This is a genomic window from Meiothermus sp. (genome assembly GCF_026004075.1).
Taxonomy (GTDB): Bacteria; Deinococcota; Deinococci; order Deinococcales; family Thermaceae; genus Meiothermus.
The window spans coordinates 182,614-201,968 of record NZ_BPIK01000002.1 but is presented as its reverse complement, the minus strand read 5'-3'; the positions used below and the strand labels follow the sequence as shown (position 1 = coordinate 201,968).

17 protein-coding genes and 1 tRNA gene are annotated in these 19,355 nt (G+C 62.0%); 15 read left to right on the top strand and 3 right to left on the bottom strand.

Features of this window, described 5'->3' with window-relative positions; all coding sequences use genetic code 11:
• Positions 1-26: 26 nt before the first annotated feature.
• Positions 27-1,877, bottom strand: a complete 1,851-nt coding sequence (locus tag Q0X18_RS13320; RefSeq protein WP_297563335.1) for a peptidyl-prolyl cis-trans isomerase — start codon at positions 1,875-1,877, stop codon at positions 27-29.
• A gap of 43 nt (positions 1,878-1,920) precedes the next feature.
• On the opposite strand from Q0X18_RS13320, the gene Q0X18_RS13315 reads away from it, so the two are divergent.
• The 9 genes from Q0X18_RS13315 (at position 1,921) to Q0X18_RS13275 (ending at position 10,684) form a co-directional block, all read left to right on the top strand.
• A tRNA-Arg gene (locus Q0X18_RS13315) sits at positions 1,921-1,996 on the top strand.
• A 143-nt stretch (positions 1,997-2,139) separates the two neighbouring features.
• The gene (locus Q0X18_RS13310) at positions 2,140-2,841 is read left to right on the top strand and encodes an endonuclease V (RefSeq protein ID WP_297563333.1); all 702 of its coding nucleotides are present in this window, start codon (positions 2,140-2,142) and stop codon (positions 2,839-2,841) included.
• Positions 2,842-2,928: 87 nt separating this feature from the next.
• Positions 2,929-3,843, top strand: a complete 915-nt coding sequence (locus Q0X18_RS13305; protein ID WP_297563331.1) for an MBL fold metallo-hydrolase — start codon at positions 2,929-2,931, stop codon at positions 3,841-3,843.
• A 99-nt stretch (positions 3,844-3,942) separates the two neighbouring features.
• A complete protein-coding gene (locus Q0X18_RS13300) occupies positions 3,943-5,562 on the top strand; it encodes a long-chain fatty acid--CoA ligase (RefSeq protein WP_297563330.1) in 1,620 nt (539 codons plus the stop codon).
• An 84-nt stretch (positions 5,563-5,646) separates the two neighbouring features.
• Positions 5,647-7,002 (top strand): M20/M25/M40 family metallo-hydrolase, encoded by a 1,356-nt coding sequence (locus Q0X18_RS13295; RefSeq protein WP_297563329.1) that lies wholly within the window; start codon positions 5,647-5,649, stop codon positions 7,000-7,002.
• Between the two features lie 19 nt (positions 7,003-7,021).
• Entirely contained in the window at positions 7,022-7,918 is an 897-nt protein-coding gene (locus tag Q0X18_RS13290) for an MBL fold metallo-hydrolase (RefSeq protein WP_297563327.1), read from the top strand.
• A 184-nt stretch (positions 7,919-8,102) separates the two neighbouring features.
• Entirely contained in the window at positions 8,103-9,431 is a 1,329-nt protein-coding gene (locus Q0X18_RS13285) for a TolC family protein (protein WP_297563326.1), read from the top strand.
• Positions 9,432-10,490: a TolC family protein gene (locus Q0X18_RS13280; protein WP_297563324.1), complete on the top strand. Its 1,059-nt coding sequence runs from the start codon at positions 9,432-9,434 to the stop codon at positions 10,488-10,490.
• Positions 10,491-10,522: 32 nt separating this feature from the next.
• Positions 10,523-10,684: a hypothetical protein gene (locus Q0X18_RS13275; RefSeq protein WP_297563323.1), complete on the top strand. Its 162-nt coding sequence runs from the start codon at positions 10,523-10,525 to the stop codon at positions 10,682-10,684.
• Positions 10,685-10,825: 141 nt separating this feature from the next.
• On the opposite strand, the gene Q0X18_RS13270 is transcribed toward Q0X18_RS13275, so the two are convergent.
• Positions 10,826-12,463 (bottom strand): restriction endonuclease, encoded by a 1,638-nt coding sequence (locus Q0X18_RS13270; RefSeq protein WP_297563322.1) that lies wholly within the window; start codon positions 12,461-12,463, stop codon positions 10,826-10,828.
• A 368-nt stretch (positions 12,464-12,831) separates the two neighbouring features.
• Here Q0X18_RS13270 and Q0X18_RS13265 point away from each other — a divergent pair, with 368 nt between their 5' ends.
• The 4 genes from Q0X18_RS13265 to Q0X18_RS13250 all read left to right on the top strand — a co-directional run bounded on the left by Q0X18_RS13265 (position 12,832) and on the right by Q0X18_RS13250 (position 16,777).
• The gene (locus Q0X18_RS13265) at positions 12,832-14,166 is read left to right on the top strand and encodes an efflux RND transporter periplasmic adaptor subunit (protein WP_297563321.1); all 1,335 of its coding nucleotides are present in this window, start codon (positions 12,832-12,834) and stop codon (positions 14,164-14,166) included.
• Positions 14,163-14,876: an ABC transporter ATP-binding protein gene (locus tag Q0X18_RS13260; RefSeq protein WP_297563320.1), complete on the top strand. Its 714-nt coding sequence runs from the start codon at positions 14,163-14,165 to the stop codon at positions 14,874-14,876. The genes Q0X18_RS13265 and Q0X18_RS13260 overlap by 4 nt, the downstream gene beginning before the upstream one ends.
• The gene (locus tag Q0X18_RS13255) at positions 14,873-16,165 is read left to right on the top strand and encodes an ABC transporter permease (RefSeq protein WP_297563319.1); all 1,293 of its coding nucleotides are present in this window, start codon (positions 14,873-14,875) and stop codon (positions 16,163-16,165) included. The genes Q0X18_RS13260 and Q0X18_RS13255 overlap by 4 nt, the downstream gene beginning before the upstream one ends.
• Positions 16,166-16,234: 69 nt before the next feature.
• Positions 16,235-16,777 carry a hypothetical protein gene (locus Q0X18_RS13250; RefSeq protein WP_297563317.1) on the top strand — a complete coding sequence of 181 codons (543 nt, stop codon included), beginning with the start codon at positions 16,235-16,237 and terminating at the stop codon, positions 16,775-16,777.
• A 29-nt stretch (positions 16,778-16,806) separates the two neighbouring features.
• On the opposite strand, the gene Q0X18_RS13245 is transcribed toward Q0X18_RS13250, so the two are convergent.
• Positions 16,807-17,355 carry an LOG family protein gene (locus Q0X18_RS13245; protein ID WP_297563315.1) on the bottom strand — a complete coding sequence of 183 codons (549 nt, stop codon included), beginning with the start codon at positions 17,353-17,355 and terminating at the stop codon, positions 16,807-16,809.
• Between the two features lie 93 nt (positions 17,356-17,448).
• Here Q0X18_RS13245 and Q0X18_RS13240 point away from each other — a divergent pair, with 93 nt between their 5' ends.
• Both Q0X18_RS13240 and Q0X18_RS13235 read left to right on the top strand, forming a co-directional pair.
• A complete protein-coding gene (locus tag Q0X18_RS13240; RefSeq protein WP_297563313.1) occupies positions 17,449-18,588 on the top strand; it encodes an ABC transporter permease in 1,140 nt (379 codons plus the stop codon).
• Positions 18,588-19,292: an ABC transporter ATP-binding protein gene (locus Q0X18_RS13235; protein WP_297563312.1), complete on the top strand. Its 705-nt coding sequence runs from the start codon at positions 18,588-18,590 to the stop codon at positions 19,290-19,292. The genes Q0X18_RS13240 and Q0X18_RS13235 overlap by 1 nt, the downstream gene beginning before the upstream one ends.
• The last annotated feature ends 63 nt before the right edge of the window (positions 19,293-19,355 follow it).

Genomic DNA, 19,355 nt, shown 5'->3' with positions numbered 1-19,355 from the left:
TGGGGAGGGTCATACACCAAACAGGGCTAGCGGTTAGCCGGGGTGGAGGGGTTGCTTTGATTATTGCCGGGCTGGGTGGAGTTGGTGCTGGGTTCTTCCTTCTTGGGTTCTTCCTTGGGGGTTAGGGCTGAAAGCACCTTTTGCAGGTTGTTTTCCACCTTGGCGGCCTTACGCACCTCTTCCACCCATTTCTGAGCGGCCTCGGCCCGGCGGCTGGCCAGTACCTGCTGGCGGGCTTCTTCCTTGACCTCCTCGAAGGGGCGCAGGACTTCGGCCTTGCGGTCGTTGACGATGAGCACCTGGTGGCTTTCGTCCTCGAGCTTCACCACCTCGCTTACCTCACCCAGTGGCCCTTTGGGGAAAGTGCCGCGAGTCAGGAAGACCAACCGGTTGGGTACCGGCGGCATAGTACCGGGGTTGACCACGCCAAAGTCCTGTACGGTGCCGCTGTTGGCCTTAGCCAGGTCTTCAAGCTTGCCGCCTTTGAGGGCAGCAGCCCGGAAAGCATCGGCTTTGGCTTTATCTTCCTTTTTGAAGTTCACCGCCTGCACTTTGGCCGAGGCCGGGATGGTGAAGTTGGCCAGGTTGGAGTCGTAGTACTTGCGTACTTCAGCATCCGTTACGGTGATGTCGCGGGTTTTCCACTGTTGAGCCTGGGTGACAATATCGGATTTTGAGCCAAAGAAAGGCTGGCCCAGCTTTTGAGCAGCCTGATAGACGGCCTCCCGGTTAATAAACTGCTCCAGCGTTTGGGGCATAAAGAACTGCACGGCCAGCTCACCCAGACCCTGCTGTACTAGCTGGGGAACCTGGGGGTTGGCAAAGACCGACTGGGTTACTTCCGCCAGCTTGATTTCGGCCTCGTTGACCTTAGCCACCACGGGGTTCTCGTACTTGAGGGTAGAGCCCTCGGCAAACTTGACGTTGGCTTTGGCGCGCAGCTCCTCGAGGTAGGCTTCCAGCGCCCCCTGGCCCTTGATACGCTTAGCGTCTTCCTTGACCCGGTCTTTGACCTCTTCAAACTTCACGTCGCCTGCTGGAAGATACTTTTCTACCTTCACGATGTAGAAGCGGCCCCCGGCTTCGATGGGCTTGCTGATCTGTCCGTCGCGCAGCTTGAAGACCACATCGGCCACAGCATTGGGGAAGACCACCCGGGTCACCGGGCCGGGCTCGCTCTTGCCTGCCTCGGCCCCCAAAGCCCCACCTTGCTCGGCGTTGAGCTTGGAGTTGGCTTTGGCGATGGCGGCAAAATCGGCCCCTGCCGCGGTCACCTCGGCGTAAATTTTGTCGGCGGTGGCCTTGTCATCCACCACAATCTGACGGGCCTGTACCCGCTCTTCGTTTTTGTACTGCTCGCGGTTGAGCTCGAAATACAGGCGCATCTCCTCTTCGGTCGGCTCGGCTTTTTTCTGTATTTCCTCAACGCGCTTATTGATGCGAATCTGATCGCGCAGCTCGTTGCGCAGTTGCGAATCGGTATAGCCTACCTGAGTCAGGAAGCGGTCGTAGTCTTCCTTTTTTTGCAGGCCAAAGCGCTCTTTGATGGTATCGAGCTCTTTTTTGAGCTCCCCGCTCGAGACCCGAATGCGGGCAGTATCCTGCAAAAGCGCTGTGGTCACGATAAGCTTATCGGTAAAGTTGATCTCGGCCAGCCGTTTCAGGAGCCCCTGGGGATTGGTGCTCAAAATGGGGTCGGCTTGCTGGGCTCTGGCGAGCTCGAGCTCGTACACCGGACGACCGTTCACGGTGAATTCGATTTTGCCCTGGGTGCTGCGCTGGCCCTGGGGGGTGAACAACAGCACCGAACCCACCACAAACGCCAGGGCCAGAACCCCAAAAATAACCGCAATTACCCTTCTGTTGATTCCAAACACTTGACTGCCTCCTCTATGCGGTGCTACCCTTCTCTGTGCTTATGCACCCGTAGCTCAGTGGATAGAGCGTTCGCCTCCGGAGCGAAAGGTCACAGGTTCGAGTCCTGTCGGGTGCGCCAACCTTCTGAGGTCGGGCCTAGCCCGGCCTTTTTTCCGGTAGCATCGCCCACCGAACTCTTTGTACCCCGATAAGGTAAGACCAGGGTTAAGCATCAGCGAACCTACGCCAAGGGCCGATTGTAGCATATTAGGCGGATGGTTTATGCGCCTCGATAGCTTTGCCCGGCCCAGCACCCTGCAGGAGGCCGCGGCGCTGCAACGCACGCTGGCCCAGTCTGTGGTACTGGCAGGGAACCCCTGTAAAGCCCGATATATCGGGGCTCTGGATGCTTCCCACCCGACCCGTTTTTCCAGGCAAAAAGGCCCCTCGGTGGCGGTGGCGGTCTTGTGGGATAGGCAGACGGGGGGGGTGCTCGAGGTCGCCACGGCCCAGATGGACGAGGCCGAGCTATTTCCTTACATCCCCGGCTATCTGTCGTTCCGCGAGGCCCCACTGTACCTGGCGGCCCTGGCCCGGTTATCCCGCCTGCCCGAGGTGCTTTTGGTAGACGGGCAGGGCATCGCGCATCCCCGGCGGCTGGGCATAGCCGCCCACCTGGGGGTGCACCTGAACCTCCCAACCATCGGAGTTGCCAAGACCCTGCTCTTCGGCCGGCCAGAAAGCCCACTACCCCTGGAGGCGGGTTCGGCGGTGCGCTTGCTGGATGGGGAGACGCAGATTGGCTGGCTTTTCCGCAGCCGCAGCGGGGTTCGGCCGCTGGTGGTCTCGCCGGGCCACCGGGTGGGCATGGAAGAGAGCCTGGCATTTATGCGCTCGCTGATGGGGAAGACCCGTCTGCCCGAGCCCCTGCGCCAGGCCCACCTGCACGCTGGGTTGCAGCGGCGGCTGGTCAATGTGAGATGAGCTTACATTGGGCCACACCCCCTAAGCTATGTTTTTTTACGTACTTTATTTCGTCAAGCAAAATGAGAAAACCCTAAGGAGGCCCGTATGAGTAAAGTTTCTCGTCGTCAAGCCCTCAAGCTGCTGGGTACTACCGGTGCGGTGGCTGCTGCCGGTACGATACCCACCATAGCCCAACAAACACCCACCATGCCCAATGGAGCCGGTTTCTATCGCTTTAAGCTGGGGGATTTCACCTTTACGGTGCTGAGCGACGGCCAGACCCCGCCCGGCAACGCCTTCCCCAACTGGGGGGCGACCCCCGGCAGGCAGGCCGAGTTTGAAGCAGCCCTGCGGGAGCACTTCCTCGAGCCCACCCAGTTCATCAACAACTTCAACCCCATGGTCATTGACACCGGGCGGGCCAAAATTCTCATTGATACGGGCCGGGGCCAGGCCGGGCAACTGCTGAACAACCTGGCCAACGCCGGCCTGCGGCCTGGCGATATCAATATCGTCTTCATCACCCACGGCCACGGCGATCACATTGGCGGTCTGGTGCGGGATGGGCAGCCGGTGTTTGCCAACGCCCAGCACATCATCGGCGAGACCGAGCTACAGTTCTGGCTCTCCCAGGCCACCCCACCCGCCAACCTGGTGGCCCTGCGCGACCGCTTTACCCGGGTGCGTCCCGGTGCCGAGATTGCCCCCGGCATTACCGCAGTGGATACCCCGGGCCACACCGTGGGACACCTGGCCGTACAGGTAACCTCGGGCGGGCGGACGCTGTGGCACCTGGGCGATGCCGGGGGCCACTACATCCTCTCCCTGCGCTTCCCCGACCACTACCTGGGCTTTGACAACAACCCCCAGCAGGCCGTGGCCACCCGGGCCCGGCTGTGGCAGGCCGCGGCGGCAGAGCGGATTATGGTGGTGGGCTACCACTTCGCCTGGCCGGGTGTGGGCTACGTGCGCCGCGCGGGCAACGCCTACGAGTTCGTGCCGGCCTTCTTCACTTTCTAGGCCAGTTTTCAGAACCCAGCCCCCTCGTGGTAAAGGCCTCGAGGGGGTCTTATACTTTTGTTACACTTTTGTTACAACCCGAAGCGAGAGGAGACGCCCATGCAGTCCACCATGATGGATTTTCCCCTGACCCTGCCGCACCTTTTGGAGCGGGCCGGCAAGCTGTTTCCAAAGGAAGAAATCGTGACCCGGCTGCCCGACCGGTCGCTGCACCGCTACACCTTTGGCGATTTTTACCAGCGTTCGCGCAGGCTGGCCTCAGCCTTGCAAAAGGCCGGGCTGCAAAAAGGCGACCGCGTAGCCACCCTCTCCTGGAACACCTACGCCCACCTCGAGGCCTACTTTGGCGTGCCGGTAGCCGGGGGGGTGCTGCACCCCCTCAACCTGCGCCTGCACCCCTCCGACATCGCCTACATCATCAACCATGCTCAGGACAGGTTTTTGATCGTAGACGACGTGCTCTTGAAGCTGTATGAAGCGGTAAAGGAGCAGGTGAACCTGGAGAAGGTGATTGTGGTGCCCCTCTCGCGCCAGCCGGTGCCCGAGGGCCTGCTGAGCTACGAGGACTTCCTGGCTACCGGCGACCCCGATTTTGCCTACCCCGCCCTCGACGAGCGCGACGCTGCCGGGATGTGCTATACCTCCGGCACCACCGGCAAGCCCAAGGGAGTGGTCTACTCGCACCGCTCCATTGCCCTGCACAGCCTGGCCTCGGCCCTGCCCGATGCCCTGAACCTGGCCGGCCACGATGTGCTGCTGCCGGTGGTGCCCATGTTCCACGTGCTGGCCTGGGGGCTGCCCTTTACCGGGGTGATGGTGGGCAGCAAGATGGTGCTGCCGGGGCCCCACCTCGACCCGGTGAGCCTGCTGGACCTGTTCGAGTCGGAACAGGTGACCAAGACCGCCGGGGTGCCCACCATCTGGCTGGGGGTGCTGCAAGCCCTCGAGAAAGAACCCACCCGCTGGAAACTCAAACCGATGGAGATGGTGGTGGGGGGCAGCGCGGCCCCCGAGGCCATGATCCGGGCCTTCGACCGCCTGGGCCACACCGTGCTGCACGCCTGGGGTATGACCGAGATGAGCCCGCTGGGCACCGTGAGCCGGCTCAAGCGCCACCTGCGGGGCGACCCAGCGCTCGAGTACCGCTACCGGGCCCAGCAAGGCCTGCCCACCCCCTGGGTGGAGATACGGGCGGTGGGTGAGCAGGGGGTGGTGCCCTGGGACGGGCAGTCGCTGGGTGAGCTGCAGGTGCGGGGGCCCTGGGTGGCCGCGAGCTACTACAACCTGGAAGAAGAGTCCGACAAGTGGACTCCCGACGGCTGGTTCCGCACCGGCGATGTGGTGGCGATTGACCCCGAGGGCTACATCCGCATTGCCGATCGCACCAAAGACCTGATCAAGTCCGGCGGCGAGTGGATTAGCTCGATTGACCTGGAGAACGCCCTGATGGCCCATCCGGCCGTCAAGGAAGCCGCGGTGATCGCCATTCCCGACCCCAAGTGGGACGAGCGCCCGCTGGCCGCAGTGGTGCTCAAGGAGGGGGCCAGTGTCACCCCGGAGGAGCTGGCCCGGTTTTTGGAGCCCCGCTTTGCCAAGTGGTGGCTGCCGGATGCCTATGTCTTCCTGGACGAGATTCCCCGTACCAGCACCGGCAAGTTCCTCAAGTCCAAGCTGCGGGAGCAGTTCAGGGATTACAAGTCCAGGGCGGCTTCATCCTAGAGGGTCTTTCGGGAAAACTTTCTGGCTGCGGGAAGCAAAAAGCCGTAATGGTCAAGGGGTGCTGGACAGGGTTATAGTCTGGCTATGTCGCAAGCCATAGACCGCTACCTGCAAGAGCACCTCGAGGCCTACCTGCAAGAGACCATCCGCCTCTGCGCCCAGCCCAGTGTCTCGGCCACCGGCGAGGGGGTGCTCGAGTGCGCCCAACTGGTCGAACAAATCTTGCAACAGCATGGCTTTGAGACCTGGAAGTTCGAGGGCTACGGCAACCCGGTGGTGGTGGGCCGGGCCGCCGGGAAATCGGAGCGCACCCTGCTCTTTTACAACCACTACGACGTGCAGCCCCCCGAGCCGCTGGAGCTGTGGGACTCGCCCCCTTTTGAACCGCAAATCCGCGAGGGCAAGCTCTATGCCCGCGGGGCCAAGGACGACAAGGGCGAGTTTATGGCTCGCCTGGCCGCGGTGGAGGCGGTGCGGGCCGCGCATGGGGGCGAGCTGCCCTGTGGGGTGCTCTTCGTAGTGGAGGGCAACGAGGAGGTGGGCAGCCCCGGCATCGCCCGGTTCGTGCAGGATCACCTGGACTTGCTCAAATGCGACGGGGCCATCTGGGAGGAGGGGGGCATCGACTTTGAAGAACGGCCCGGCACCTCGCTGGGCCGGCGGGGGATTCTGGCTTTGGAGCTGGAGGTCGAGACCCTTTCGCGCGACGCCCACTCCGGCAACGCCCACATCCTGCCCAGCGCGGCCTGGCGGATGGTGCGGGTGCTGGCCTCTTTGAAGGACGAGAACGAGCGCATCCTGATTCCCGGCTTCTACGACCATGTGCGGCCTGTTTCGGAGCAGGATCTCGAGCTCTTGCGCAACCTACCCGACCTCGAGGCCTACCTGCGCCAGACCTTTGGGGTGCGGGGCTTTGTGAACAACCTGAGCGGCTTCGAGCTGCGCAAGGCCGTCTTCAACCCTACCTGCAACATCCAGGGCATCACCACCGGCTACCAGGGCCCGGGCACCAAGACCGTGATTCCGGCCCGGGCCAAGGCCAAGCTCGACTTCCGCCTGGTGCCCGACCAGGATCCCACCGACATCCTGCAAAAGCTGCGGGCCCACCTCGACACCGAAGGCTTCACCGACGTGCAGATTACCCACGCCGACTACATGTTCCCGGCCCGCTCCGACCCCCAGCACCCCCTGGTAGAGCTGGCGGCCCGCGCAGCCCAGGAGGTCTACCAGAAGCCCTACCAGCGCATCCCCCTCACCGGGGGCAGCTCGCCGGTGTATGCCTTTGCCGGGCCCCTGAACATCCCGGTCATCGACGCGGGGGTGGGCTACGGCATCACCAACCGCACCCACGCCCCCAACGAGAACATCCGCATCCAGGACTTCCACAACGCCGCCCGGCACATCGCCCGCATTCTGGACGGCTTTGCAGGCATCTTTTAGGCCGGCATACAATAGGCCTGTGATCCACATCCTCGACCTTCACGACCGGGCTCCCAGGGTAATTGCTTCGTTCCTGCTGGAAACCAGCCAGGGGCCGGTGCTCTTCGAGACCGGGCCGGAGTCGCGCTTCTCGGTGCTGCTGGATGGCCTCAACGCGCTGGGCTACGCCGCTTCCGACGTTAAGCACGTCTTCGTGACCCACATCCACCTCGACCACGCGGGCGCCGCCTGGCGCATGGCCGAGCGGGGCGCGACCATCTACGTCCACCCCAAGGGGGCGCCGCACCTGGTAGACCCCAGCAAGCTTTGGGCCTCGGCCAGCCGCATCTACGGCGACCGGATGGAAGAACTCTGGGGCCAGATGGGCCACGTGCCGGAGGGCCAGATCGAGATCGTCCAGGACGGGCAGGTGATCCAGATTGGCGAGGCCCAGATCGAGGCCCTCGAGACCCCCGGCCATGCTTACCACCACCACGCCTACCGGATTGGCGAGGTGCTGATCGGCGGCGACGTAACCGGGGTCAAAATTGGGCGCGGCCCGGTGCTGCCCCCCTGCCCCCCGCCAGAAATTCACATTGAAGCTTGGCGTGCGTCCATCGCCCGGATACGGGCCTTGAAGCTGAGCAAGATTTACCTGACCCACTTTGGCGAAACCGAGGACGTAGGGCCCCATCTGGACGCACTGGAAGCGCGCTTGCTGGAGTGGGCCGACTGGATTAAGCAACAACTCAAGGCCGGCCTCACCCGCGAGCAGATGGTGCAGGCTTTCGAGGCCTACGTGGCCGCCACCCTCCGAGCCGCGGGGCTTTCCGAGGAAGAAATACAGGAGTACGAGTTTGCCGACCCCGCCTGGATGAGCGTGGATGGGCTGGTGCGCTACTGGAACAAGCACCACCCGGAAGAGGTGATGAGCTAGTGGCTGGTTGCGGATGAACCTTATGAGACGCGGGGGCTGTTAGCACAGCTTTCAAAACAAAAACCACAAGACCTTCCCGGGTTTGCTCCTGAATTGACTGCAAGCTCCCTTCACCAAACCTACACATCTTGTTCTTTGCGCTTACATCAGCCTTGTCAAAGATGACCCGAGTGGAGGTGGTGCTTTGAATAAATTTCTTTCATCTATCGCAACCCTGCTGGCCCTAGCACCTCCGGCCCTGGCGCAAGGCCTCGAGCTCCCCCAGGCTCTCCAGGCTTTGCCTAACACCCTGGACTGGAAAAGCGCCGACCTTAACTACGAGAGCGCGGTACGGCAGCTCGAGGCTGCCCTGGCCGCCCTGGGCTTCAAGCTATCGGGCGGGGCCGACTACACCCTGCGGGAAAATGCAGGCAGCAACCTAACCCTCTCCGGCACCGCCAGCATAGGGGTTCTGCCCTGGTCGAGCAGCGCCGATGCCGTGCGCAGCGCCGAGCGGGCCCTGGAGCGGGCCGCCCTGGCCCGGCGCGACGCCCGGAATAGCCTGTACATCGCCCTGCACACCCAGTACTTCAACCTGCGCCAGGCCCAGACCGACCTGGCCCAGGCCCAGGCCACCCTGGCCCTGCGCGAGCGTCAGCTACAGATTGTGGCCGCCCAGAACCAGGCCGGCAGCGCCACCCTGAGCGACCTGCTCACCGCCCAGCAAAACCTGGACACAGCACGCTCGAGCCTGGTGAGCGCCCAGGGAGCCCTCGAGCTGGCCCGGCTCACCCTGGCGGGCACCCTGGGCCTGAACCCCCAGCAGCTCGGGAGCCCCACCACCCCCCCCGAGGAACCCAGCCTGCCCGATGAGGGCCTGGAAGCCCTGCTGCAAAGGGCTCTGGCAGGCCGCTCGGATGTGCTGCGGGCCCTTTCCCAGCTCCGCGACGCCGAGGAAAACCTGGCCAGCGCCGAGCGCGACCGGCTGATTCCCAACGCTTCGATGAGCGCGGCTTACAGCAGCAGCGGCAACTCGGTCTCGGCGGGCCTTAACTTCAAGAGCGGCGTGGCCTCGCTTTCGGCGGCGCTGCCTGTGTTGCAGGGTACCGGAAGCGGTTCGCCGGCCCAGGGCTATAGCCTGGGGCTCTCGCTGAGCGTACCCATCTTCGACCCCGTAAGCGATAGCCGCATCCGCACCGCCCAGACCGCCCTGCAAGCAGCCCGGCAGGCCCTGGAAACTGCCCGCAGGGCCGCCGAGCTGGATGTGCGGCAGAAGTATCAGAACCTGCAGACCGCCCAGGCCGCCATTGCCGCGGCCAGGGCCGCCTTGAATATCGCCAACCAGAACCTGCGCACCGCCCAGGCCCGGCTCCAGGCCGGCACCGGCACCAGCGTGGAGGTGCAGGCGGCCCAGGTGAGCCAGCTCCAGGCCCAGCGCAACCTCGAGGCCGCCCTGATCCAGGCCCAACTGGCCGCCCTGGCCCTGCAAAACGCCCTGGGCACCGACTTCACCGCAACCCTTGGAGGAAGATAGATGATTCGCTTCGCAAAACGCTTTTTTTGGCTGCTACCAGTGCTGGTTTTTTCGGCTGGGCTGGCCCAGAACAGCCTGACCCTGGTACAGGCCCTTGCGCAGGCCTATAGCCGGGGCCCCTCGCTGCAAAGCGCCCAGGCCACCCTGCAAAACGCCACCCTCCAGCTCAACGCCCTCAAGGCCGACCCCAGCACCCTGATTGTGGCCCTCACCCAGGCCGAGCACAACGCCCGGCTGGCCCAGGTCAACCTCGAGGCCACCCGGCTCTCGGTGATGCAGAGCGTGGTGAACGCCTATACGAACCTCTACGAAGCCCAGCAGAACGTGGCCCTGTTCCAGGCCCAGGTGGCCCTGAACCAGCGCAACCTGGACGTGGCCAAGGCCCGCCAGGCCGCGGGCAACGCCACCGCGCTGGACGTGGCCCGCGCCCAGACCACCCTGGACAGCTCGAGGCAGTCGCTCACCAACGCCCAGTCGCAGATACCGGTGCTGTCTGCCCAGCTCGCCGCGCTCCTGGGCCTGAGCGAACTGGGCAACGTGACGGTGGCGGCTCCCCCAAACCCGCCCGCTCTTGAAGCCAACCTCGAGGCCCTGCGCAACGGCCTGTTTGAGCGCCTCCCCAGCGTGCTGCAAGCCCAGCAGGCGGTGGAGCTTTCCCAGCTCAACGTTAAGCTGGCCGACAACGACTACACCCCGGCAGTTCAGCTCAACACCGCCAAAACCAGCCTGGAAAACAACCTGCGCACCCTGCAAACCGCCCAGCAAAACGCCCAGACCAGCCTCACCAACGCCTACCAGGCCGCCCAGAACGCCTTCCGAAACATCGCCCTGGCCCAGGCCAACCTGACCAACGCCCAAAAAGTGGTGGAGCAGAGCCAGGCCGCCCTGCGGGCCGGTACCATCTCGGCCTTGCAGCTCCAGGCCGACCAGGTCTCGCTTAGAAGCGCTGAGTACGCCCTGGTGCAGGCCCTGGGCAACTACTGGAGGGCCCTGGCGGCCTTCTCGGTGGCCGCCGGCCAGGACTTCACCGGCCTGGTGCGGGCAGCCAGTGCGCCCTAGCCCTTTGGAGTCCTAATCGAGGAGACGCAGGGATGATAGACGGCCTCGAGCGAATCCAAGCCCGCAACCGCCTACTGCTGGAAGAGATGCGTCAGGAGGCCCAGCGGTTCATCGGGCTGCTCGAGGCCTGGACGGCTTCGGGCGACGAGGACCTGAAAGCCGAGCTCGAGGCCATGCCCGAGGACGAAGGGTAAGCACTCCATAAGCGCTTGCCCTCAATCTCCACTGAGGAGTTTTTAGCGCTATAGTTCAGCTACAAAGCACCCTCGAAACAGTCAAAACATTGCGACTTTATCGTGCATCTGGAGCGCTCAAAGTTCTAGAAAGCTCAGTTTCTATTCCGATGGCATAATAATCTTCGCTTTGATACCGACCTGATCCAATAAATAGAGAAGTCCTCCACCATCAATTAGCTCAAGCGGCTTATCCTTGACAAAGTCGTAAGCATCGGATCCATAACTGCTTGTCGTTACAAGGATTCCCTTGCTAGCACCCTCATTTAACATAGTGCCGTAGAGGTCGCGCACCGCAGAAACACCCACCGTATTTTTATACCTCTTTGCTTGGATGACAACTTTTCCCCCCAATACCGGGCGAGTATCGAAAGCAACAGCGTCAACTCCACCGTCTTTGGACGATCGAGTTAATTTGGTATCTAGGCCCATTTTGCCGAATAAATTGCTAACTAGGTTCTCAAACTCTGTTGGACTCAAATCCATCAAGTTGGGGCGTGAGTCTAGATTGTTCAGGATATTTTCTTGATCAATAAACCGCCTATCTACCATATCGAATTCAACAACAGGTTTGACCGGCAGCCGTTCCTCTGGACTTGAAGAAACTCGAGCTCCGAGATTCCGAAGACATACCTGTTTATCAACTCTTTCTAGGTTGATGTCCATAAATACATCTTTTGTTGTTCTTACCGATATAAGACAAGGCTGCACATCCTTCCCCGTGGCTGGATCCACTGCGTTAACGAAACCATTGAAAGTAACTACCTGTATGTGATTTCCTTGGTCGGCTTCGAGAATTTCGTGAATAGTTCGCAGGGTTATCGCGATTACAATATCCTGATAAAGAGCCTTGATTTCTGCTGGTTTTCGAGGCTTCTCCTCTATAAGATCCTTGGCTTTGTTGTACTTGTACTCAGCAACGACTGGGATTACATCAATTCCAGGAAATTCGTATTCAACCACCATTTCTTTGGACTCTTGTGAGTAAGCTAATCGAAAACTTTGAGGGAAGTCCTCAGGATATTCAGAACGCTCCAAAACCATACTTGTATACGTCATAACTGCTGATGCTTCACCCTCTTTATAAGCTGCTTCGAGTTCAGCAACTTCTTGATCACGTTGCTGAACCTTTCTTAGAAATACTTGGCGGGCATTCTCATATTCCTTCTTGAGTTGTTCAAGCCTAACCCTCTTTTCCTCGTATGTCTTAAGTGCACTGAGATACTGCGCTTCTGCCGCCTGGAGCTCACGCTGATACCTGCCCCTCATGCCCAATGCATTTTCAATAATTCCCATTGGCTTGACTTTTTGTAAGTATGACTGCTTATCTGGCGGCTCAACAGTAAGTAACTCTTGGGGAGGTGTAAAAGGTGGAAATTCTTCAACAACTCGTAGAGAGCTAAAGGCAATTGTGTCATTTTTATCCAGGGTATGCTGCAATATCTGGCTGAGATCTCTTATCCGTTCACTCAACTCGGCGTTGAGTTCATCAACTTCCTCAATGCGAGATTGAATATATTGCTGTTTTTCCTCTTTTTCTAGTTGTTTTCTTTCTCGTTCAGTTTGTGCTTGTTGGCGTTTGACGAGAATCTCAGCTTGCGCTCTACGACGCTCATCTTCTCTACGACGAGCTTCCTGTTCACGTAGTTTGCGCTTGCGATTCATCTCTTGTTGGCGACGGGTTCGAGCCGCGTCACGGGCGATTGCTTTAATAAAGCTAGAAACACCTAGTTTGGCCATAACTCGCTCTCCAAAAAAAGTTCCCTACCATTGGTTCTTGACCCATCTTGAAGTTTTACGTACGGGTGCGGTCAATATCGAGCACATATCATTTCGTCTTACAATTACACCTGTACACCTACACCAAAGGTTTATATAACCTTTCCACTCAACCCTTCACGTAGAAATAACCGCCCAAAAATCTTTTCCTTTCTGGCGCTGCATCGAAGGATTCGTCGCCCAACGCCTCAAGGCTCCTACACAAAACTTTTTGATAGCCTCATACTAGGCACAACTCCCTTCCAAATCAAGCGCGGCACATCTTCACCAAATCTTCGCATGGCATACACCGAACATTGGATATCCTGGGAGAAACTCGAGGGGTGAACATGACACAAGCCCGTTCCCGTATCCGCGTACCCTGGCTTTGGCTGGTTGTGGCTTTGGTGTTGGCCGGTCTGGGGGGTGCGGCCTACTGGTTCCTGCGGCCCAAGCCCACCAGCACTGCGCCTACGATCGAGACCGCCACGGTGCAGCGGGGGGTGTTCCGGGTCTCGGTCTCGGGGCCGGGCACCCTCGAGGCCGTGCAAACCTTGGCGGTTAAGCCTGCCGTAAACGGCACGGTGCTCAAGCTGCCCACCGTGGGCGACCGGGTGCAAAAAGGCCAGCTCATCGTGCAGCTCGACCCCACCAACTACAACCGCGCCCTGGAGAATGCCCGGCTGGCCCTGCAAAAAGCCCAGGCCAACCTGGACAAGCTGCGGGCCGACCAGCAGAGCGCCCTGGCTACGGCCCGGCAGAACCTGGCCAGCGCCGAGGTGGCCTATGCCAACGCCCGGCGCGACCTCGAGGCCGCCCGCACCAACCTCGAGGCCACCCAGAAGCTCTTCGACCTGGGAGGGGCCAGCGCCCAGAGCCTGCAAAGCGCGCGCGACGCTTACGCCAAGGCCCAGGCCAGCCTGGAGATCGCCCAGGTCAATCTCAACACCGCTCGGCAGGCCCTCACGCTCCGCAGCAACGCCAACGCGCAGGATCTCAAGAACGCCCAGATCGCCGTGGAGCAGGCTCGCCTCGAGGTCAAAAACGCCGAGGAAAACCTGGCCAGCACCAAAATCTACGCCCCCTTCGACGGGGTGGTCTCGGAGGTCAACGCCCAGGTGGGGAGCATCGGGGTGGGGGCTACGGTCAGCAACAGCACCGCCCTGCTCACCCTGATTGACGACAGCAGCGTCAACCTGCTGGTGCAGATTGACGAAAGCGAGATTGCCAAGGTCAGGGTGGGCCAGAAGGTGGAGGTGACCCTCGACGCCTTCAGCAACGAGACCTTTGAGGGGGTGGTGACGGCCATCTCGCCCAGCGCCCGCATCCAGCAGAACATCGCGGTGTTCTACGTGACCGTCAAGGTGCCCAACCCCGAGCGCAAGCTGCGCCCCGGCATGACCGCCGAGGGCGAGATCATCGCCGAGGAGATTCCGGAGGCCCTGACCATTCCCAAGCGAGCGGTGCAGACCGTGCGCAACCGGGCCTATGTGGACGTGTTGCAACCCGACGGCAGCAGGGAGACCGTGCGGGTGGTGCTGGGGCCCGACGACGGGGTGAACCAGGTGATATTAGAGGGCCTCGAGCCGCGCCAGACCGTGGTGCTGCCCAGCCGGGTACAGCCCACCTCCAACAACTCCAGCGGCCAGGGCGGCCTGCGCCTGCCTATCGGAGGTGGCCGGTGACGGTGGTGGCCCTCCACCAGGTGCGCAAGGTGTACAAAAGCGGGGCGCTCGAGTTCGAGGCCCTCAAGGGCGTTTCGCTGGAGATTCGCCAGGGCGAGATGGTGGCCCTGATGGGGCCTTCGGGTTCGGGCAAAACCACCCTGATGCAGATTATCGGCCTGCTCGACCGGCCCACCGAGGGGCGCTATGTTTTAGCCGGGCGGGACGTCACCACCCTGACCGAAAACGAGCGGGCCGAGGTGCGCAACCAGGAGATCGGCTTTGTTTTCCAGGCTTTTCACCTGTTGCCGCGCCTGAATGTGCTGGAGAACGTGGAGGTTCCTCTTACCTACGCCGGTTATAGCCCCCACGAACGGCGGGAGCGCGCCCTCGAGGTGCTGCAAAAAGTGGGCCTGGGCGACAAGCTCAAGAACCTGCCCTCCCAGCTTTCGGGCGGCCAGAAGCAGCGGGTGGCCATCGCCCGGGCCCTGACCATGCGCCCCTCCATCCTGCTGGCCGACGAGCCGACCGGCAACCTCGACTCCAAAACCGCCGCCGAGGTGATGCGGCTGTTCCAGGAGCTCAACGACGAGGGCACCTGCGTGATTATCGTGACCCACGAGGCCGATATCGCCGAGTACACCGGGCGCATCGTGCGCATCCGGGACGGGCAGATCGAGTCCGACGGCCCCAACCCCCACCGCAAACGGGCTGTAGGAGGTGTGGCATGAGCGCATCCATAGCGACGCAAGCACCCAAAAAAGTGCGTTCGCACGCAGCCGGCATGAACCTCTGGCAGGTGTTCCGCATTGCCTGGCGGGCCATTCTGGGCAACCCTTTGCGCTCGGTGCTCACCACCTTGGGGGTGATTATCGGGGTGGCGGCGGTGGTGGCCCTGACCATGGTGGGGCAGGGTTCCACGGCCAACATCACCCGCAGCCTGCAAAGCCTGGGCACCAACCTGCTCACCATCGGCAGCAACACCGGGGGGCGGGGCGGGGGCTTTGGCCTGGTGCGCTTTGGAGGTCCCCAGACCATCACCCTGGCCGACGCCGAAGCGGTGAAATCGGCCTTCGCGGATCGCCTGGCCGGTGTGGCACCGGCCCTGCAAAGCAACCAGCAGGTCAAGGTGGGGGCCAACAACCTCAACGTCACCGTGATTGGCACCTGGCCCGACTACGCCAGCGTGCGCAACGCCCAGCCCGCCCAGGGCAGCTTCTTTAGCGAGGCCGACCTGCAAAGCCGCCGCCGGGTGGCGGTGATTGGGTATGGCATCGCCCAGGACCTGTTCGGCGGCCAGGATCCCCTGGGGCAGCGTATCCGCATCGCCGGCATCTCCTTTACGGTGGTGGGGGTGCTGCCCGACAAGGGCGACTCCGGCTTTGCCAGCCCCAACTACCAGGTGATGGTGCCGCTCTCGACCTACCTCCAACGCCTCTCGCGCAGCAGCACCGGCGAGCCCAGGGTAAATGCCATCTATGTGCAGGCTCCCGACAAGGACTCACTCAGCCGCTTGCAGCAGGAACTCACCGACTTTATGGCCCAGCGCCGCAAAGTGACCGACCCCAGCGAGTACGACTTCAGTGTGCAGAACCAGGCCGACGCGCTGGCCTCGGTCAACCAGGTAACCCAGACCATGACCCTATTCCTGGGCGGGGTGGCCGGGATTAGCCTGCTGGTGGGGGGCATCGGCATCATGAACATCATGCTGGTCTCGGTGACCGAGCGCACCCGCGAGATTGGCATCCGCAAGGCCCTGGGGGCCAAGCCCCGCGACATCCTGACCCAGTTTTTGGTGGAGTCGGTGGTGCTCTCGGTGGGGGGCGGCATTCTGGGCATCTTTTTGGGTCTGGCCATGGCCGGCAGTGTGGGGCAACTGCTGCGGGTGACACCGGTCTTCGACCCCTTTAGCATGGTGCTGGCCTTTGTCTTCTCGGTGGCGGTGGGGGTGTTCTTCGGCTTTTACCCGGCCTCGAGGGCGGCCCGGCTCGACCCGGTGGAGTCGCTCAGGTACGAGTAGCATCCGGCCAGGCCAATCTTTATCGCTTCTACACAAAGCGGTTGCAAACTACCCAAACGGGAGGCACACATGAAGAGACTGATGGGCTTATTGGCCATACTGGCTTTAGGTTTAGCGCTGGCCCAGGGCGGGCCACCCAACCTTAGCCCGGAGATGCGACAGCGGCTCGAGGCCTACCGTCCGGTGCTGGATCTGGTGGCTACCATTGGGCTTCTGGACGAGCTGGACAAGCAGCGGGGCCTGGCCTTTACCAAGGCCCAGGCCCAGAAGCTACTGCCCATTCTGCGCGACCTGCAAAACCGCACCGACCTCAAGCCCGCCGAGGCCAGCAAGATACTGAGCAACATCGAGGACAACATCCTCACCCCGGCCCAGCTCAAGTGGATCGACCAGACCATCCTCAAGCAGCGGGAGGAGGCCCGCCAGCGGCGCGAAAGCGCCGGGCAGAACCCCCAGGCCGGTCAGGGCAACTTCCAGGGCCAGCCGCGGCAGGGGGGCCCAGGGGGGTTCTTCCAGGCCGTGACCCAGGGCAAGCCCTATAACCCCTTCAAAGAGCAGCCCCGTGCGGCCGATAACCTCAAGAACCTAATTGCCCTCTTGAGCAAAAAGTAAGGGCGGGTGAGCCGGGGCCTCGAGCGGCTTTACCTTCTGGGAGCTGGAGAGCTAGGAAGCCCGTTTAGAAACCTTTTCAGACTTTGCAGCGAGTCAATGGGGGTGAGCAGCTCCAGGTTGTCGGGGGTGACCTCGAGGCCGGGGCGGATGACCTCGAGCCAGCCCACATGCACCCCCAGCGGTTTGAGCGGCTTGCCGTGTAGCTGCGCGATGTGGTTGAGGTTCCAGGCCGCCAGAATCTCGGCCAGGGTGCCCACCCCACCGGGCAGGGCCAGGCAGGCCACGCTCACGTCAATCAGCCGCTCGATGCGGGTGAGCAGCGAGGAGGAGGGCAGCTCCAAATCCACGTGCAGGTTGGGCCCGTTGCGCTGGGGAAACAGGCTGGGTGCGGTAATGCCTATTACCAGCCCCCCGGCTTCCTTGGCCCCCTGCGAGACGGCCTCCATGGCCCCGTTGTAGCCGCCGGTGGCCACGCCGAACCCGGCCTGGGCAATGGCCCGCCCCCAGGCCTGGGCCTCGGCAAAAGCAGGTGTGCCCGGCTGTGCCCTCGATGAACCAAACACCGTAATGAGCTGCATGCCTACAGTCTATCGTGGGTAGGAGGGCCGCTGGCGAGAATCTTGGCGTGGATTACCCACCTCCGACCACCTTTTACAGGTATTCTGATGGGCGTGGAAGTTCTGGCACTCATCTACCGCAACCTGCGGGCCCGGCCTGTTCGCAGCATCCTAACTTTGCTGGGCATCGTAGTTTCGACAGCCTCTATGGTGCTTTTTTTGTCATTTGGCGAGGGGCTGCGTAAAGCCCTGGGAGCCGAGTTATCCACCGTGGGGCCTGCGGTGCTGGTCTTGCCGGAGGGTGTCGAAGCCTTTAGCCCAGGCTACCCAGAGCTGCGGCCCGAAACGGTAGAGGCCCTGAAAAAATCTGCCTCCGAACTGGGTATCAGCCAGGTGATCCCGTATGTAGTACTGACTCGAGGGGGGTTGGATCCCCAGAGCGCCTTCGTTTTTCAGGGGATCCCCGAAGGTCTCAGCCCCCAAGCGCTGTACCCCAACCTTACCCTGGCCGCGGGCAGCCTGGTTCCAGGCCCCAAAGGTGCGGTGGTGGGTAGCCGCTTGGCCGAGCGCAACCAACTCGGCCTTGGTAAGGTGCTGCGCCTCTCGCCCAGCATCTCGCTGCGGGTAGAGGGTATTTTGAAGCCCAACGGGGGCCTCTCCGACAACATCATCTACGTTCCTTCTAGCGTCGTGCAGGAGGCCCTGGGCACACGCAACTACACGGCAGCGGCGGTAGGTGTGCGGGAAGGATTCAAAGCCGACCAGGTGGCCGCGGCCATCAAGGCCCGGATCGCCGGGGTGAACGCCCAGACCACCGGGGATGTGCTGCGCTTCGCCGAGCGCGCGGTGCGCATCTCCGATCTGGTGCGTTTTGGCATCAGCCTGGTGGCGCTGGTGGTGGGGGGCTTGCTGGTCGCCAACACGGTGATGATGTCGGTCTACGAGCGTATCCGGGAGTTTGGCCTGATGCGGGCCCTGGGGGCCAAGCAGGGTTTTATCTTTAGGCTGGTGCTCCTGGAAGCCCTGCTGTTGGGGGTGGTGGGGGGGCTTCTGGGCCTGCTCCTGGGCCAGGTAGCCTCCGGGCTGGTGAACTGGTTCACCGGGCGCGAGGTGGGCCTGGCCCTCTCCGCCATCACCTTTCGCCTGGCCTTCTTCGCGCTCCTGGTGGCGGTGGTGCTGGGGCTGCTGGCTGGGTTTTTGCCGGCCCGAACCGCCAGCCGGCTCAAGGTGGTCGAGGCGCTGGGGAGGCTGTGATGCTCGAGGCCATTAACTTACAAAAGCGCTACCACCAGGGCGAGATTGACGTGGTGGCTGTAGATCACTTCACATACCGGTTTCCGGCGGGCTTAACGGCTATTGTGGGGCCCTCGGGTTCGGGTAAAACTACCCTCTTGAACCTGCTGGCCGGCTTTGATGTCCCCAGCGAGGGAGAGGTGCGCATGGGCAGCATTCCACTTTCTGCCTTAACCGAGGATGGCCGCTCGGAGGTGCGCCTGAAATACATGGGCTTTGTATTTCAGCAGTGGAATTTGATTCCCACCCTAACCGCGCTGGAAAACGTGGCTTTCCCCATGATGCTGGCGGGCGTTAGCCCCAAGGAGCGCACCGCCAGGGCTACTGCACTTCTGGAGGCGGTAGGGCTGGGCCAGCGGGCCAGACACCTGCCTAGCAAGCTATCGGGCGGGGAGCAGCAGCGCGTAGCCATTGCCCGCGCCCTGGCCCTGAATCCCCCCATCCTGTTTGCCGACGAGCCTACCGGCAACCTCGACTCGGTTTCAGGGGCCCGTGTGGTGGAGTTGCTTTTACAGCAAGCCCAGGAGGGTCGCACGGTGATTCTGGTGACGCACGACCTCGAGCTGGCTCGCAAAGCCGATCGCATTCTTCGACTAAGGGATGGCCGGCTGGTAGAGATGGAAGAAGCCACCTCAGCTACACCAACTGCCTCGAGTATTCGATAAACCACGCATATCCAGTGCAACGCTTTTAGAAGCGGAAAGCTGCAACGCCCGAACCACCCAAGC